At 66.8% G+C, this 14,348-nt stretch carries 13 protein-coding genes; 8 read left to right on the top strand and 5 right to left on the bottom strand.

The window, feature by feature from the left end:
• Positions 1–114: 114 nt before the first annotated feature.
• From AC2FAN_RS14830 to AC2FAN_RS14820, 3 genes are all read left to right on the top strand, one after another.
• On the top strand, positions 115–1,446 hold the full coding sequence (locus AC2FAN_RS14830; RefSeq protein ID WP_476806554.1) for an ABC transporter substrate-binding protein: 1,332 nt from the start codon (positions 115–117) through the stop codon (positions 1,444–1,446).
• 189 nt (positions 1,447–1,635) lie between these two features.
• A complete protein-coding gene (locus AC2FAN_RS14825) occupies positions 1,636–2,481 on the top strand; it encodes an ABC transporter ATP-binding protein (protein WP_265050553.1) in 846 nt (281 codons plus the stop codon).
• Between the two features lie 170 nt (positions 2,482–2,651).
• The gene (locus AC2FAN_RS14820; protein WP_265050554.1) at positions 2,652–3,884 is read left to right on the top strand and encodes a phenylacetate--CoA ligase family protein; all 1,233 of its coding nucleotides are present in this window, start codon (positions 2,652–2,654) and stop codon (positions 3,882–3,884) included.
• 115 nt (positions 3,885–3,999) lie between these two features.
• Here AC2FAN_RS14820 and ung read toward each other — a convergent pair whose 3' ends face one another.
• Both ung and AC2FAN_RS14810 read right to left on the bottom strand, forming a co-directional pair.
• Positions 4,000–4,698 (bottom strand): uracil-DNA glycosylase, encoded by a 699-nt coding sequence (ung, locus tag AC2FAN_RS14815; RefSeq protein ID WP_485175035.1) that lies wholly within the window; start codon positions 4,696–4,698, stop codon positions 4,000–4,002.
• Positions 4,695–6,215 carry a bifunctional metallophosphatase/5'-nucleotidase gene (locus AC2FAN_RS14810; RefSeq protein ID WP_485175033.1) on the bottom strand — a complete coding sequence of 507 codons (1,521 nt, stop codon included), beginning with the start codon at positions 6,213–6,215 and terminating at the stop codon, positions 4,695–4,697. The genes ung and AC2FAN_RS14810 overlap by 4 nt, the downstream gene beginning before the upstream one ends.
• A gap of 175 nt (positions 6,216–6,390) precedes the next feature.
• Here AC2FAN_RS14810 and hemH point away from each other — a divergent pair, with 175 nt between their 5' ends.
• Positions 6,391–7,455, top strand: a complete 1,065-nt coding sequence (gene hemH / locus AC2FAN_RS14805) for a ferrochelatase (RefSeq protein ID WP_485175031.1) — start codon at positions 6,391–6,393, stop codon at positions 7,453–7,455.
• Between the two features lie 189 nt (positions 7,456–7,644).
• Here hemH and AC2FAN_RS14800 read toward each other — a convergent pair whose 3' ends face one another.
• A complete protein-coding gene (locus tag AC2FAN_RS14800) occupies positions 7,645–8,535 on the bottom strand; it encodes an alpha/beta fold hydrolase (RefSeq protein WP_476806549.1) in 891 nt (296 codons plus the stop codon).
• Between the two features lie 45 nt (positions 8,536–8,580).
• Between AC2FAN_RS14800 and AC2FAN_RS14795 the strand changes: the two genes are divergently transcribed.
• Positions 8,581–9,075, top strand: a complete 495-nt coding sequence (locus AC2FAN_RS14795) for a MarR family winged helix-turn-helix transcriptional regulator (RefSeq protein ID WP_485175028.1) — start codon at positions 8,581–8,583, stop codon at positions 9,073–9,075.
• A gap of 36 nt (positions 9,076–9,111) precedes the next feature.
• Here AC2FAN_RS14795 and AC2FAN_RS14790 read toward each other — a convergent pair whose 3' ends face one another.
• A complete protein-coding gene (locus AC2FAN_RS14790) occupies positions 9,112–9,747 on the bottom strand; it encodes a TIGR00725 family protein (protein WP_485175026.1) in 636 nt (211 codons plus the stop codon).
• Between the two features lie 4 nt (positions 9,748–9,751).
• On the bottom strand, positions 9,752–10,462 hold the full coding sequence (locus tag AC2FAN_RS14785; RefSeq protein WP_265050561.1) for an orotate phosphoribosyltransferase: 711 nt from the start codon (positions 10,460–10,462) through the stop codon (positions 9,752–9,754).
• 382 nt (positions 10,463–10,844) lie between these two features.
• Here AC2FAN_RS14785 and AC2FAN_RS14780 point away from each other — a divergent pair, with 382 nt between their 5' ends.
• The 3 genes from AC2FAN_RS14780 (at position 10,845) to AC2FAN_RS14770 (ending at position 14,347) form a co-directional block, all read left to right on the top strand.
• Positions 10,845–12,086, top strand: a complete 1,242-nt coding sequence (locus AC2FAN_RS14780; protein WP_265050562.1) for an MFS transporter — start codon at positions 10,845–10,847, stop codon at positions 12,084–12,086.
• Positions 12,087–12,260: 174 nt separating this feature from the next.
• Positions 12,261–13,082: a metallophosphoesterase family protein gene (locus AC2FAN_RS14775; RefSeq protein ID WP_485175024.1), complete on the top strand. Its 822-nt coding sequence runs from the start codon at positions 12,261–12,263 to the stop codon at positions 13,080–13,082.
• Between the two features lie 80 nt (positions 13,083–13,162).
• Positions 13,163–14,347, top strand: a complete 1,185-nt coding sequence (locus tag AC2FAN_RS14770; RefSeq protein ID WP_485175022.1) for an ABC transporter ATP-binding protein — start codon at positions 13,163–13,165, stop codon at positions 14,345–14,347.
• The last annotated feature ends 1 nt before the right edge of the window (position 14,348 follow it).

The raw sequence follows: 14,348 nt of genomic DNA, 5'->3' as shown, positions 1-14,348 counted from the left end.
GCCCTATTGAGGCTCAAGGGAAGGCCCAAGAAACGACCGGCGACATCGAAGCGCCGGCGCATAAAGACCGATCCGACAGCAGTCTGGTCGGGAGGAAACGAACGGAGGAAGTCCATGAAGACCAGCAATCTGATGAAGGGCGCGGCATTCGGAGCCCTGCTCGCGGCGGCCGGCGCGGTCGCCCCGGCTGCGGCGCAGGACAGCGTCTACTTCGCCAACAACGCCTATCGCACCGGCCCCTTCTCGGGTTCCGGCATCCCGATCGGCGACGGCATGCGTGACTACATCACCATGATCAATGAGCGCGACGGCGGCGTGAACGGCGTCAAGATCGTCTACGAGGAGTGCGAGACCGGCTACGACACCAAGAAGTCGATCGAGTGCTACGAGCAGGCCAAATCGAAGAACACGATCGTCTACTCGCCCTGGTCGACCGGGGCTACGCTCGCCGCGATCCCGCGCGCCCATGTCGACAAGATCCCGATCCTGTCGATGGCCTATGGCCTTTCGGCTTCGGCGGATGGTACCGCCTTCCCCTGGGTGTTCATTCCGCCCTTCACTTATTGGGACGGCGCTTCGCTGATGGTGAAGCACATGGCCGCCGAACTCGGCGGCATGGACAAGCTCAAGGGCAAGAAGCTCGGCCTGATCCATCTCGATGCGCCCTTCGGCAAGGAGCCTATCCCGGTGCTCGAGAACCTCGCCAAGAAGTACGGGTTCGAGGTCAAGCTCTATCCGGTTGCCGCCGCCGACATGCAGAACCAGGGCTCGCTTTGGCTCTCGATCCGCCGCGACCGGCCCGACTACCTCTACAACCAGGGCTGGGGCGCGATGAACCCGACCGCGGTCAAGGAGGCGATCAAAAACAACTTCCCGATCAACAAGCTGGTCGGCGTCTGGTGGGCCGGCGGTGACGACGACGCGCGCGCCGGCGGGCCGGAGGCGAAGGGCTACAAGTCGCTCAACCTGAATGCGGCCGGCACCAATTTCCCGGTGATTCAGGACATCCAGAAGTATGTCGTGGAGAAGGGCAAGAGCCTCGCGCCGAAGGATAAGGTCGGCGAGAACCTCTATAACCGCGGCGTCTACAACTCGATGCTCGTGGTCGAGGCGATGCGCAATGCCCAGAAGCTGACCGGCAAGAAGGTCGTCACCTCAGAGGACATGCGCCGCGGCCTGGAAACCCTCAACATCACCGAGGCCAGGCTGAAGGAAATCGGCATGGAAGGCTTCGCCACGCCGACCACGATCTCCTGCACCGACCATTCCGGCCACAGCAAGGCCTATGTCGCGGAGTGGGACGGTACGAAATGGACCAAGAAGGGCGACTGGCTCGAACCCCTCAAGGAGGAGGTCCGGCCGCTGATCGAGGCCAACGCCAAGGACTACACCGAAAAGGCCGGCACCTGGCCGAAGCGGACCGAGTCCTGCGAGAAGTCATCCTGATCTGACGAGGCGCCGCGGCTCCCTTCTCCCCTTGCGGGAGAAGAGAGCTCGGCGAAGCCGAGACGGATGAGGGGTCGCGCGTCCTTGGACGTTTGCGACTCTCCACGAGAAATCCCGACGCGCAGCGCGACCCCTCATCCGGCGCTGCGCGCCACCTTCTCCCGCAAGGGAAGAAGGGGAGGAGCTGCGATGTCCACCGCCACCCTCGAAAAACCCGCCGCTGCGACCGCGAGCGACACCATCCTGTCGCTCAACAATATCGAGGTCATCTACGACCATGTCGTGCTGGTGCTGAAGGGCGTCTCGCTCACCGTGCCGCGCCAGGGCATCGTCGCGATCCTCGGTGCCAACGGCGCCGGCAAGACCACGACGCTGAAGGCAATCTCCAACCTGCTCAAGGCCGAGCGCGGCGAGGTCACCAAGGGCTCAATCGTGTTCGACGGCGAGCGCGTCGACAAGCTGTCGCCGAACGAGCTCGTCAAGCGAGGCTGCATCCAGGTGATGGAAGGCCGGCACTGCTTCGGCCATCTCTCGATCGAGGAAAACCTGCTGACCGGCGCCTTCACACGCCGCGACGGCAACGCCGCGATCAAGCGCGACCTCGAGAAGATCTACGAGCTGTTCCCGCGCCTCAAGCAGCGGCGCAATTCGCAGGCCGGCTACACCTCCGGCGGCGAGCAGCAGATGTGCGCGGTCGGCCGCGCCATGATGTCGAAGCCGAAGATGATCCTGCTCGACGAGCCCTCGATGGGGCTCGCCCCGCAGATCGTCGAGGAGATCTTCGAGATCGTGCGCCGCCTCAACGCCGAGGACGGCGTCTCCTTTCTCGTCGCCGAGCAGAACACCAACATGGCGCTGCGCTACGCCACCTATGGCTACATCATGGAGACCGGCCGCGTCGTCATGGACGGCGAGGCCAAGATGCTGCGCGAGAACGAGGACGTGAAGGAATTCTACCTTGGCGTCGCCGAGGGCAACAAGAAGTCCTTCCGCGAGGTGAAGAGCTACAAGCGCCGCAAGCGCTGGCTCTCGTGACCGGCCGCATGTCTCCTGGACCATGTCATCCCGGACAAGCGGCGAAGCCGCGCCGATCCGGGATCCATGCCGGAGCATTGCTGAAAAGAGTTCAGGCATGGATCCCAGGTTTACGCTTCGCTTCGCCCGGGATGACCACGCTGGTTCATAGTTGATCTGAGGACGCTTCGATGACCGAGCATTACGACGCGCTCGAAACCCGCTCGGCGGACGAACGCGAGGCCGATCTCTTCGCGCGGCTGCCGAAGCTGATCGCCGCCGCCATCGACGCTCCGGCCTATGCCGAGCGCCTGCGCGGCGTCGACCCCTCCTCCATCACCGACCGCAAGGCACTGGCGCGCCTGCCCGTGCTGCGCAAGTCCGATCTGCCCGCGCTTCAGAAGGAGGCGCTGCCTTTCGGCGGCCTCGTCGCGGCCTCGCCCGGCTCCTTCGGCCGGCTCTTCACCTCGCCCGGCCCGATCTTCGAGCCCGAGGGCACTGCCGCCGACGCCTGGAATGCCGCGCGCGGTCTCCATGCCGCCGGGTTCCGGCCGGGCGACATCGTGTTGAACACGCTGAGCTATCACCTGACGCCGGGCGGATTCATCATGGATTCCGCCGCCCGCGCCGTCGGCTGCGCCGTGATCCCGGCCGGGCCCGGCAACACCGAGCAGCAGGTGGAAGTGATCTCCGCCTACCGCCCGAGCGCTTATACCGGCACGCCCGACTTCCTCAAGATCCTGATCGAGGCGGCGGATGCGCGCGGCGTCGACATCTCCTCGATCAGGCGCGCCGTCGTCTCAGGCGCCGCCTTCCCGCCCTCGCTGCAGGCCTGGGTCAGGGAGCGTGGCATCGAAGCCTATCAGATCTATGCCACCGCCGATGTCGGCGTCATCGCCTACGAAACCCCGGCACGCGAAGGCATGGTGCTGAACGAGAACCTGATCGTCGAGATCGTCCGCCCCGGCACCGGCGATCCGGTTCCGGAGGGCGAGGTCGGCGAGGTCGTCATCACCAATCTCGACCCGCATCACCCGCAGATCAGGCTCGCCGTCGGTGACCTCACTGCCGTCCTGCCCGGGCTGAGCGCATGCGGGCGTAGCAACACGCGCATCAAGGGCTGGATGGGCCGCGCCGACCAGACCGCCAAGATCAAGGGCATGTTCGTGCGCCCCGAGCAGGTCGCCGAAATCGCCAAGCGCCACGCCGAGATCGCCAAGCTCAGGCTCGTCGTCGGCCGCGCCAACGAAGTCGACACCATGACCCTCAAGGCCGAGATCTACGCCGAGCCGAAAGGTTTGATCGACGCGGTCTCGTCGACGCTGCAGCAGGTCACCAAACTGAAGGGAACTGTGGAAGTCCTGCCGCTCGGCGCCCTGCCGAACGACGGCAAGGTCATCGCCGATGAGCGCCCGGTGGGGTGAACTCGGCCGTCATTCTCGGGCGAAGCGCAGGTTCGACCCGAGAATCTCTCGCCGGACGAGGCGCCTTTTCTTGCACGAGATGCTCGGGTCAAGCCCGAGCATGACGGCAAGTCACTCACCAAGCGATCGCCTTTTCCCCCTGCCCTTCGAGCCACGCATTAGCTCGGCTGAACGGTTTCGATCCGAAGAAGCCGCGCCTTGCCGAAAGCGGCGAGGGATGCACGCTGGCAATGACGAGATGCCGGCTCTCGTCGATCAAGTTTCGCTTGGCCTGCGCCGGGTTGCCCCACAGCAGGAAGACGACGTGCTCTTGCTCGCGCGACACCGCTGCGATGATCGCATCCGTGATCGCCCCCCAGCCCAGCGAGAGATGCGAGCCGGCCTTGCTCGCCCCCTCCCGCACCGTCAGCGCCGTGTTGAGCAGCAGCACGCCCTGTTTCGCCCAGCGCGTCAGGTCGCCATCGACAGGCGCGGGTTGGCCCAGATCCTCGGCTCGCTCCTTGTAGATGTTGACGAGCGAGCGCGGCAGCGGCGGCGGGCCGACATAGGAAAAGGCGAGCCCGTTGGCATGGCCCGGCGTCGGATAGGGGTCCTGCCCGAGGATGACGGCACGGACCGCATCGAGCGGCGTCAGCGCGAGCGCCGCGAAGACCCGCTCCGGCACAGGGGCCACGACATGCCCGGCCGCCCGCTCGGCATCGACCGCGGCGCAGGCGCGAGCAGCGGCTCCACCCGCGGCAAAGACCGGCAGGCCGCGCCAGCCGGTGGAAGTCCCGCTCGCCAGGAAGGCCGCGAGCGCGTCGGTGCAGCTCACTTCAGGACAGCCCTGCCCTCGACCTTGGCGTCCACCGTACCGAGCCGGCGGACATAGACCATCACCTCGTTCGCCATCAGCTTGCCGTCGGTGAGGCCGATCAGCGTCCGGCCGCGGCCGAGCGCCGTGTAGCCGTCGCCGCCTTCCAGCATGAAATTGTTGGAGGCGACCGTGTATTTGCCGGCCGGGTCGATCGGCTTGCCGTCGACCGTGACCGCAGTGACGCGCGAGCCCTGTAGCTGCTTGAGGTCTGCCTCGAAGCTCAGGCCGGAGACCACGGGGAAGCGGCCGGCGCCCTGCGGCGCGTCGCGCAAACCGTTCTCGATCGCGTCCTTCACGTCCTTGCCGGTGATCTCGACCATGACGGTGGCATTGCCGAAGGGCAGTTCGCTCAGCACGTCACGGCGCGTCAGCTTCTGCCCGGCGGTATATTGCTTGTTGGCGCGAATGCCGCCGGCATTGGTGATCGCAAGCTGCGCGCCGGTCGCGGCGCGGATCGCGTCGGCGATCAGGTTGCCGATCGCCGTCTCCTGCGTGCGGATGACGCCGGTGCGGGAATCGAGCGGCGCGGCGAGCGTGGCGATGTCGACGTCGAGTTCCTTCGACAGCTCCGACTCGTAGCCCTTCACGATCGCAGCGACGTCAGGGTCCGGCGTGGCCGAGCGGGAATCGTTGACGCGGAAGGTCGGCGTCCACGTCACCTGCCGCGCGGCGCCCTCGCCCCGAACGCTGACGGCGATGTCGATGGCGGTGACGTAGTTGCCCTCCTCGTTCGACTCGACCATCACGACCTTGCCGTCATAGGCGATGGCGAGATCGTGGTCGTGGCCGGTGAGCACGATGTCGACCACGCGCGAGCGCACGATCTCGTAGTCCGTGGCGCGGTCGGCATGGACGACGGCGACGAGGATGTCGGCGCCCTGCCCCTTCAGCGCCCTCGCCTCCCGACGCAGCGCCTCCATCGTCGAGGAGAACTTCAGATCGCCGGGATTGGAGAGCTGCGGGGTCGGATCGAAGGTCGTGCCGATGACGCCGACCTTGATGCCACCGAGCTCGAAGATCTGCGAATCCTTGTGGTGCGCCAGGGTGTTGCCGGCGGCGTCGCGCAGGTTCGCCGCGAAAGTCGGGTAGTTCTGGGCTGCGGTCAGCTTGAGATAGTTCTCCTTGCCGAAGTCGAACTCGTGATTGCCGGGCACGAAGACGTCGATGCCCATCTTGTTCTGCATCGCGACGATATGCGCGCCCTGGTCGAAGCCCGACATCAGCGAGGGCGAGTAGCAGTCGCCGGCATGGCAGAACAGCACCGGCACGCCCTTGGCCCGCTCGGCCTTGGCGATGCCGGCCGCGCGCGCGAAGCCGCCACGCCCCTTGTCGTCGCTCATCTTGTAGATGTCGTTGAGCAGCAGCAGCGTGAAGCTCGGCGCCGGCTGCTGCGCCATGGCGACCGGCGCTGTTGCGGCGAGCGTCGCCGGCGCCGCCAGGACCCCGAGAGCCTTGCGGCGGGTGAGCTTCGTCATGGCGGGTGCCCTTCACGTCTTGAGAACGGCTCCAGACTAGCAAAGGTCGGGCCGCGCTGACCAGAGCATCTCCATCGCAAGGTCAGCAGTGTCGCACCCGGGTTTTCGAGAAGCTTCAAGGCTGGACGAAAGCGCGAACTCGTCTAAATCACGGGGGCAAGGAGAGCATGCGCTCATGACTGCTGACATCGCCGCTGCGCCGGGCCGCGAGGCCGCCGCCCTGCCGCCCGATCATCCCAAGGTGCAATATGGGCGCATCGGCGTCCTCCTGATGAATCTCGGCACGCCCGAGGGCACCGGCTATTGGCCGATGCGCGCCTATCTCAAGGAATTCCTCTCCGACCAGCGCGTCATCGAGGAGCCCCGCTGGAAATGGTGGCCGATCCTCAACCTCATCATCCTGTCGACGCGCCCCGGCCGGAAGGGCAAGGACTACGCCTCCATCTGGAACAACCAGCGCAACGAGGGCCCGCTCAAGACCATCACCCGTTCGCAGACCGAGCAGCTCGCCGAGCGGCTGAAGCCTCTGGCGGGCGAGCGCGTCGTCTTCGACTGGGCGATGCGCTACGGCTTTCCCGATGTGCAGAGCCGGCTGAAGGCCTTGCTCGACCAGGGCTGCGACCGCATCCTGCTGGTGCCGCTCTACCCGCAATATGCCGCGCCGACCTCGGCCACCGCCTGCGACCAGGCCTTTCGCGCCCTGATGCAGATGCGCTGGCAGCCCTCGGTGCGCGTCGCCCCGCCCTATCACGACGATCCCGTCTATATCGGCGCGCTCGCCCGCTCGATGCGCGCCTCGCTGGCGAAGCTCGATTTCGAGCCGGAGGTCATCCTCTGCTCCTTGCACGGCATGCCGAAGGAGTATCTGCTAAAGGGCGACCCCTATTATTGCCAGTGCGTCAAGACCTGGCGCCTGCTGCGCGCCGAGCTCGGATTGTCCGAAGAGCGCTTCCCGCTGACCTTCCAGTCGCGCTTCGGCCCGGATGAATGGCTGCAGCCCTATACCGACGAGACGGTGAAGGCCCTGGCGCTGGCCGGCAGGAAGTCGATGGCCATCGTCGCGCCGGGCTTCTCGGCCGATTGCCTTGAGACGCTGGAAGAGCTCGACGGCGAGAACCGCGAGATCTTCCTGCACAATGGCGGCGAGAAATTCGCTTATCTGCCCTGCCTGAACGACTCCGCCGAAGGCATCGACGTCATCGCCGAAGTCGTGCAGCGCGAATTGATGGGCTGGCTCTGAGCTAAGCTCAGGCTGCGGTTCAAAAAAGGCGCGCCGTCATTCCGGGGCAGGCCGCAGGCCTGAGCCCGGAACCTAGAACCGATGCCGACATGAAGCCAGGCCTCAGCTCGCCCCCGCGCCTTTCGTGGAAAAGCCTTCAGTTCTGGGTTCCGGGCTCTTCGCTACGCGAAGCCCCGGAATGACGGCGCGTTACCCTGCCCCAGCAACGAAGCGCGCGACGCTCTCCGCCACCGGCCGCGCCTTCAGAATGCGGCGGTGGCCGAGCCCCTCCGTCACCTCCAGCGTGACGAAGGGACCGGCCTCCGCCAGCGCCTGCGCATGCTGGAAGCCGAGCTCGCGATCCTCCCGGTCGTGAATCACCAGCGTCCGCAAGCCGATCGCCGCCAGTTGCGCCGGCCCCTCGAAGACCTCGATCGGATTGCCCGCGACGATGTGGATGCGCCGCTCCAGCGCCGCCTGCCCACGGCGGCCGAGGCCGAAGGCCGTGCCGAACTGGCGAGTGATCTCGGTGATCGAGGACGGCGCCGAGATCAGCACGAGCCGGTCGGCGCTGACCAGGGGGTGCGCCCTGACCGAGCCCGCCAACGCGGCGAGCGCGATCGCGCCCCCGAAGGAGTGGGTGACGATCGCATGCAGCGGCTCGAAGACCCGTGCCACCGCCGCGAGGCTGGCCACGCCGAGCGGGATGTTCAGTTCCCGCCCGGTCGAGGCGCCATGGCCCGGTAGGTCGAAGGCGACGACGCGGAAACCTGCCGCCAGCAGCGGATCGACGAAGCCGGCCATCGAGGCCGCCTCTCCCGTCCAGCCATGGATCAGCAGAACCGTCCGCGCCGGGCCAGTCGTTTCAGGCTCGAAGACATAGGCCTGCACGCTCCCGCAAGGGAATGGAATGGCGCGCTGGGCGGCGTGCTGCAGCTTGATGCTGGCGGCGGACGCAGCCGGCTTGCCGTTTCCGCTTCGCCTCGGCGGCCTTGGCGGGGTACAGAACAATCTGAAGGCCAGTCGACCGGCTGCCGAAGGAGCCACGAAGCTCGCGGCCCGGACCAGCGGGCGCATGTAACGGAGCGCGGAAGCGGCCATGGGAACGTCTCGATTTTGTTCAACGATGAACAAGTATGTTCAGCCATGAACAAAAAGCAAGACCTTTCCGCTGCGACACAAGCGCAGCTCCTACCCTGGGATCTTCCGCGCTTCCGCAACTGGCTCGCCGTCGCCCGCGTGCACAGCGTCTGGGAGAAGGTCTTCACCGAAGCGCTGGCACCGCTGGACATCCAGCTCGCGCATTACGACGTGCTGGCCAACATCTTCCACACGCCGGGCCTGACCCAGCAGGCCCTCGCCGAGAAGCTCCTGGTCGGGCGCAGCGCCATGAGCATGCTGCTGCCCGTGCTGGAGCGGCGCGGCCTGATCGAACGACGCAACGACGAGGCCGACCGGCGCCTGCGCCGGCTCTGGCTGACAGCCCAGGGCGAGGCATTGACGCGCAAGGCCATGGCGATCCATGTCGCCGAGATCGAGGCCATGATGACGGTGCTGAGCGACGAAGAGTGCAGTGCCGTCGGCGAGTCGATGCGCCGTGTCGCCAAGGCTCTCGAGGCCCGCACCGGCGCGGGCCGCTGACCGGCTGACCTCGACGGCCTGAAACCGACGCCCCGCTCAGAGCGCGAGGATCACGCCTGCGACGGCATCCAGTGCCGCCTCCGCATCGGAGCAGGCCAGCGCGCCGTCGACGGTGGGCGCGCCGTCCAGCAGGAAGACCGGCCGCTTGAACTGCAAGGCGAAGGCGATCTCGGACAACGTCCCGTAGCCGCCGCCGATCGCGACGAGGCAGCAGGCCGCCCGGGCGATCAGGGCATTCCGCGCCACGCCGATGCCGGTCGCGAGGGGAACGGTGACATAAGGGTTGGCCGCCTCGGGCTCGTCATCGGGAAGCAGGCCGATCGACAGCCCGCCCGCCTGCGCGACGCCGCGGCAGACCTCTTCCATCACGCCGGAGCGGCCGCCGCAGAGCACGGTGACGCCATGCTCCGCGAGCAGCCGGCCCATCCTCTCCGCCGCAACGGATTGGGAAGGGGTCGGCGTGCGCGTCCCGATCACGGCGACAGGCGTGCGCAGCGGCGTCCCGCTTTCGCGTTGCAGCCAGCGCAAGGCGCGGGCAGCCGAGACCGGCTCTCCGCCCGGGCTATCCGCCGCGTCGCGCCATTGCCGCATGGCCAGGTCGAACGCCCGGCCATCAGCATCGCGCAGCCGCCCACCCTCGATATCGAGGCGCAGTTGCGGAAGCTGCAGCACCGGCTCAGGCCGGCTTTTCTTCGCCGAAGGCCGAGATGCCGCCATGCTTGGCCGACCAGCTAGCCGGATCGTTCAGGAAGCTCTCGACCTCGGCGAGCACCTTCGGCTCGAAATGGCCGCTGTCCTTCGCGACCGCCAGCACATCCCACCACGTCGTGAGATAGTGCAGGTTGATGCCGATCTCGGTCATCAGCTCGCGGCTCTTGGGGAAGATGTCGTAGTAGAACAGCACGAAGCAGTGCTGGACGTCGGCGCCCGCATTGCGCAGGGCCTCGCAGAAATTCACCTTGCTGCGCCCGTCCGTCGCGAGATCCTCGACCAGAAGCGTGCGCGCGCCCTCGACGACAGAGCCCTCGATCTGGGCGTTGCGGCCGAAGCCCTTCGGCTTCTTGCGGACATACTGCATCGGCAGCGAAAGACGGTCGGAAATCCAGGCCGCGAAGGGGATGCCCGCCGTCTCGCCGCCTGCGATGGTGTCGAGCGACTCGTAGCCGATGTCGCGCACGATCGTGGTGGCGGCGAAATCGATCAGCGTCGAGCGCAGGCGCGGATAGGAGATGATCTTGCGGCAGTCGATATAGACCGGGCTCGCCCAGCCCGAGGTGAAGAAGAACGGCTTGTCGCTGTAGAAATGGACCGCCTTGATCTCGAGCAGCATCTTGGCCGCTTCGCGCGCGATCACGGTCCTGTCGGTGGGGGTGAACAGGTTGGGCATGGCGCGGTCTCTCCAGGCTGAGCGACGCCGCTCGCCGGGGACGGCAAGGGCGCAGGGGCAGGTCGAATTGGCAAACGGCCCCTTCTGATCGCCCGCGCCCGGCAGGTCAATCCCCGCGCCGTCATTTCCACCGCGACGCGCGAGGCGGCGCCTTTCTTCCTCGGTGGCCAGGAAATGCGGGCCCGAGCGCCGCGGCTCGGACGGCGAACGACGCGGCTTGAACAGCCATTTCCGGACACATCCACAGGCAGAAACCGTATCGATCGTTGCGCCGGCTCCGGCAGCGTGACAAGGCGGGCCGGTATCGCAAATTTGCGCGCGCCCCGACTTGGGCATGCGACTCGGCATCGCTTCGGCGTAACGGGAACGAGAGGCTGAAGTCATGAACGATCGTCTGGTGGCATCTGCGGCTGCACCATCGGCGCCGATCAGCGTCGACTCTAAAGCTCGCAAGGCGCTGTGGGGCGCGGCCATCGGTTATGCGATGGACGGCTTCGATCTCCTGATCCTCGGCTTCATGCTCCGGGCGATCTCGGCCGATCTCCAGCTCAGCCAGGCACAGGCCGCCTCGCTGGTGACGGCGACGTTGATCGGCGCCGTGCTCGGCGGCATCGGCTTCGGCATGCTCTCGGACCGCATCGGCCGCGTCCGCGTGTTGACCTGGACCATCGTGCTCTTCGCCGTCTTCACCGGGATGTGCGCGCTGGCCCAGGGCTATTGGGACCTGCTGGTCTACCGCACCATCGCCGGCCTCGGCCTCGGCGGCGAGTTCGGCATCGGCATGGCCCTGGTCGCCGAGGCCTGGCCGGCCTCGAAGCGGGCGCGCGCCTCGTCCTATGTCGGCCTCGGCTGGCAGGTCGGCGTGCTCGCCGCCGCCATCGCCACGCCGATCCTGCTGCCGACGATCGGCTGGCGCGGCATGTTCGCCATCGGCATCCTGCCGGCAGTCGCCGCCTATTTCATCCGCCATTCCCTGCACGAGCCCGAGGTCTTCGTCGCCCGCAGCAAGGACCGCCCGAAGGAATCGGCGCTGCGCCTGCTGGTCAAGGACTGGGAGACCACCAAGCTCAGCCTCGGCATGGTCGTCCTCTGCTCGGTCCAGAACTTCGGCTATTATGGCGTGATGATCTGGTTGCCGAATTATCTGGCGACCCGCTTCGGCTTCGCGCTCACCCAATCGGCGGTGTGGACGGCCGTCACCATCGCCGGCATGGCGCTCGGCATCTTCGCCTTCGGCCATATCGCCGACCGCATCGGCCGGCGCCCGGCCTTCTTCGGCTACATGCTCGGCGCGGCCGTGATGGTCGTCGTCTATTCGCGCCTGACCGACCCGATGCAGCTCCTGGTCGCGGGTGCGGTGATGGGCTTCTTCGTCAATGGCATGCTCGGCGGCTACGGCGCGCTGATCAGCGAGCTCTTTCCGACATCCGCTCGTGCCACGGCCCAGAACGTCCTGTTCAACATCGGTCGCGGCGTCGGCGGCTTCGGGCCCGTCGTCGTCGGCGCCATCGCTGCGGCCTACGGCTTTCAGACCGCGATCGCGCTGCTGGCGACCCTCTATCTGCTCGACATCGTCGCCATGTGGTTCCTGATTCCGGAGCGACGCGGCGAGGAATTGCAGTAGGCGTTGGCCTCACGTCTGGAGACCCTGCCAACCAAGGCAGGCAAGTTGGCTTCGCCTCAATAATACATTTGTGTCATCAAACATTCATTTGTATGATCCATGGCAAAACCGCTGCCCCGCACGTCACGGAGGCAGAACGTTGCCCGCTCGGGCAGCGTGTTCCGGAGGGAAGCCATGCAGCGGGTCGTGCAGATTTCCGACACCCATCTCAGCCCGGCCAAGCGGCATTTCGCCTGCAACTGGGAGCCGCTGACAGCATGGCTGACGGCGCAAGCGCCTGATCTCGTCATCCACACCGGCGATGTGACGGTCGACGGCGCGGATGTCGAAGAGGACATGCGCCATTGCCGTACGCTGCTCGACACGCTTGGCGTGCCGGTGCTCAGCATCCCCGGCAACCACGATATCGGCGAAGCACATCACCCGCACCAGCCGGTCAACGACCGGAGGCTCGCCCGCTGGCGCGACCATATCGGCGAGGATTTCTGGGTTCATGACCTCGAAAACTGGCGGCTGATCGGCCTCAACTCCATGCTGTTCGGCAGCGACGAGGCGGAGGAGCAGCGCCAGCTCGCCTGGCTCGACCGCCAGATTGCCGAGGCCCAAGGACGCAGGCTTGGCTGGTTCCTGCATCGCCCGCTCTTCGTCGAGGCGCCGGACGAGGGCGACCGGGGCTATTGGAGCGTGCCGCCGCAGCCGCGCGCGCATCTGCTCGATCTCGTTCGTCGCCACGACGTCGCCTTCGTCGCCAGCGGCCATCTGCACCGCGCCCATGATTTCACGGTCGAAGGCACGCGTTACATCTGGGGGCCTTCCTCCGGCTTCGTCGTCGGCCCGGAGCTGCAGCCCGGCATGGCCGGAACGACCACCCTCGGCGCAGTCTCCTATGATTTCGACGGCCGGGATTTCTCCGCCGAGATTCACGAGATCGCCGCGCTGAAGACGCTCTGGATCGATGATGTGATCCAGGAGGTCTACCCGCCCCGCGCCGCCTGACGCTCCGCCCGGCCGCCTCCAGCGGCCGAGCACGACACGCCCACCGAAGAGCCCTAGGGCCCAAAAAGAGGCGAAACGAGATGGCCAAAGTCGCACTGTCCTCCATCGCGAAATCCTTCGGCTCGACGAAGGTTCTCGGCGGCGTCGATCTCGACATCGCCGATGGCGAGTTCCTGACGCTGGTCGGCCCCTCCGGCTGCGGGAAATCGACCCTGATCCGGATCATCGCCGGGCTCGAGCATCAGGACGGCGGCAGCGTCGCCATCGGCGGCAATCGCGTCGACCATTTGCGGCCGCATGAGCGGCGCGTGGCGATGGTGTTCCAGTCCTACGCGCTCTATCCGCATATGAGCGTGCGGGCGAACATCGCGCTGCCGCTGACGATGTCGCGGCTGAAGCTCAGGCAGCGCCTGCCGCTCCTTAAATGGCTGTCGCCGCGACGGCGCGAGGTCATGCGCGGCATCGAGGCCGATGTCGGGGCGGTTGCGGCGCAGCTCCAGCTCGAGCATCTGCTCGACCGCAAGCCGGCGCAGCTTTCCGGCGGCCAGCGCCAGCGCGTCGCGCTCGGCCGCGCGATGGTGCGCAGCCCCGACGTCTTCCTGATGGACGAGCCGCTTTCCAATCTCGACGCCAAGCTACGCGTCCATATGCGCACCGAGCTGGCCGAGCTGCACAAGCGGCTGGGCGCCACCTTCATCTACGTCACCCACGACCAGGTCGAGGCGATGACGATGTCGGACCGCGTCGCCATGATGGATTCGGGCTCGATCCTGCAGCTCGGCACGCCCTCGCAGCTCTATGAGAAACCGGCCTCGCTGAAGGTCGCGCAATTCATCGGCAGCCCGGCGATCAACCTCCTGCCCGCGACCGTCGGAACCTCCGGGCGCCTCGAGCTCTTCGGCCGGCCGATGTCGCTCGCGGTCACCGAGGCGCAGGGTCAGGCGATCACGCTCGGCATCCGCTCGGAGGCGCTGACGCTCGTCCATGGCGAGCCCGGGCCTGGACGCGCCTGGTTCTCGGCGCGGCTGCGGCGCAAGGAGAATCTCGGCTCCGAATACATCCTGCATTTCGATCTCGCCGGGCGCGATGCCGAGGGCGTGACCATGCGCACCTCGCCCGCGATCGCAGCCGGCGTGAACGAGGCCAGCGAAGTCACGCTCGGTTTCGACGAGGCCGCGGCCCATATCTTCGGAGCCGATGGCGATCGCATCGAGCCGCGCGGCCAGGGCGTCGCCACCGGCTCCGTCATCCCGCTGAGGGCCTGAG

Source organism: Allobosea sp. RIT-PG3_2, assembly GCF_057321085.1.
The sequence above is the reverse complement of the archived record's forward strand: the minus strand, read 5'-3'. Positions and strand labels throughout refer to the sequence as shown.

Bases quoted from the DNA above. Each gene is read 5' to 3' on its own strand.
- AC2FAN_RS14830 (WP_476806554.1), top strand. From the start codon at position 115: ATGAAGACCAGCAATCTGATGAAGGGCGCGGCATTCGGAGCCCTGCTC.
- AC2FAN_RS14825 (WP_265050553.1), top strand. From the start codon at position 1,636: ATGTCCACCGCCACCCTCGAAAAACCCGCCGCTGCGACCGCGAGCGAC.
- AC2FAN_RS14820 (WP_265050554.1), top strand. From the start codon at position 2,652: ATGACCGAGCATTACGACGCGCTCGAAACCCGCTCGGCGGACGAACGC.
- AC2FAN_RS14810 (WP_485175033.1), bottom strand. From the start codon at position 6,215: ATGACGAAGCTCACCCGCCGCAAGGCTCTCGGGGTCCTGGCGGCGCCG.
- hemH (WP_485175031.1), top strand. From the start codon at position 6,391: ATGACTGCTGACATCGCCGCTGCGCCGGGCCGCGAGGCCGCCGCCCTG.
- AC2FAN_RS14800 (WP_476806549.1), bottom strand. From the start codon at position 8,535: ATGGCCGCTTCCGCGCTCCGTTACATGCGCCCGCTGGTCCGGGCCGCG.
- AC2FAN_RS14795 (WP_485175028.1), top strand. From the start codon at position 8,581: ATGAACAAAAAGCAAGACCTTTCCGCTGCGACACAAGCGCAGCTCCTA.
- AC2FAN_RS14785 (WP_265050561.1), bottom strand. From the start codon at position 10,462: ATGCCCAACCTGTTCACCCCCACCGACAGGACCGTGATCGCGCGCGAA.
- AC2FAN_RS14780 (WP_265050562.1), top strand. From the start codon at position 10,845: ATGAACGATCGTCTGGTGGCATCTGCGGCTGCACCATCGGCGCCGATC.
- AC2FAN_RS14775 (WP_485175024.1), top strand. From the start codon at position 12,261: ATGCAGCGGGTCGTGCAGATTTCCGACACCCATCTCAGCCCGGCCAAG.
- AC2FAN_RS14770 (WP_485175022.1), top strand. From the start codon at position 13,163: ATGGCCAAAGTCGCACTGTCCTCCATCGCGAAATCCTTCGGCTCGACG.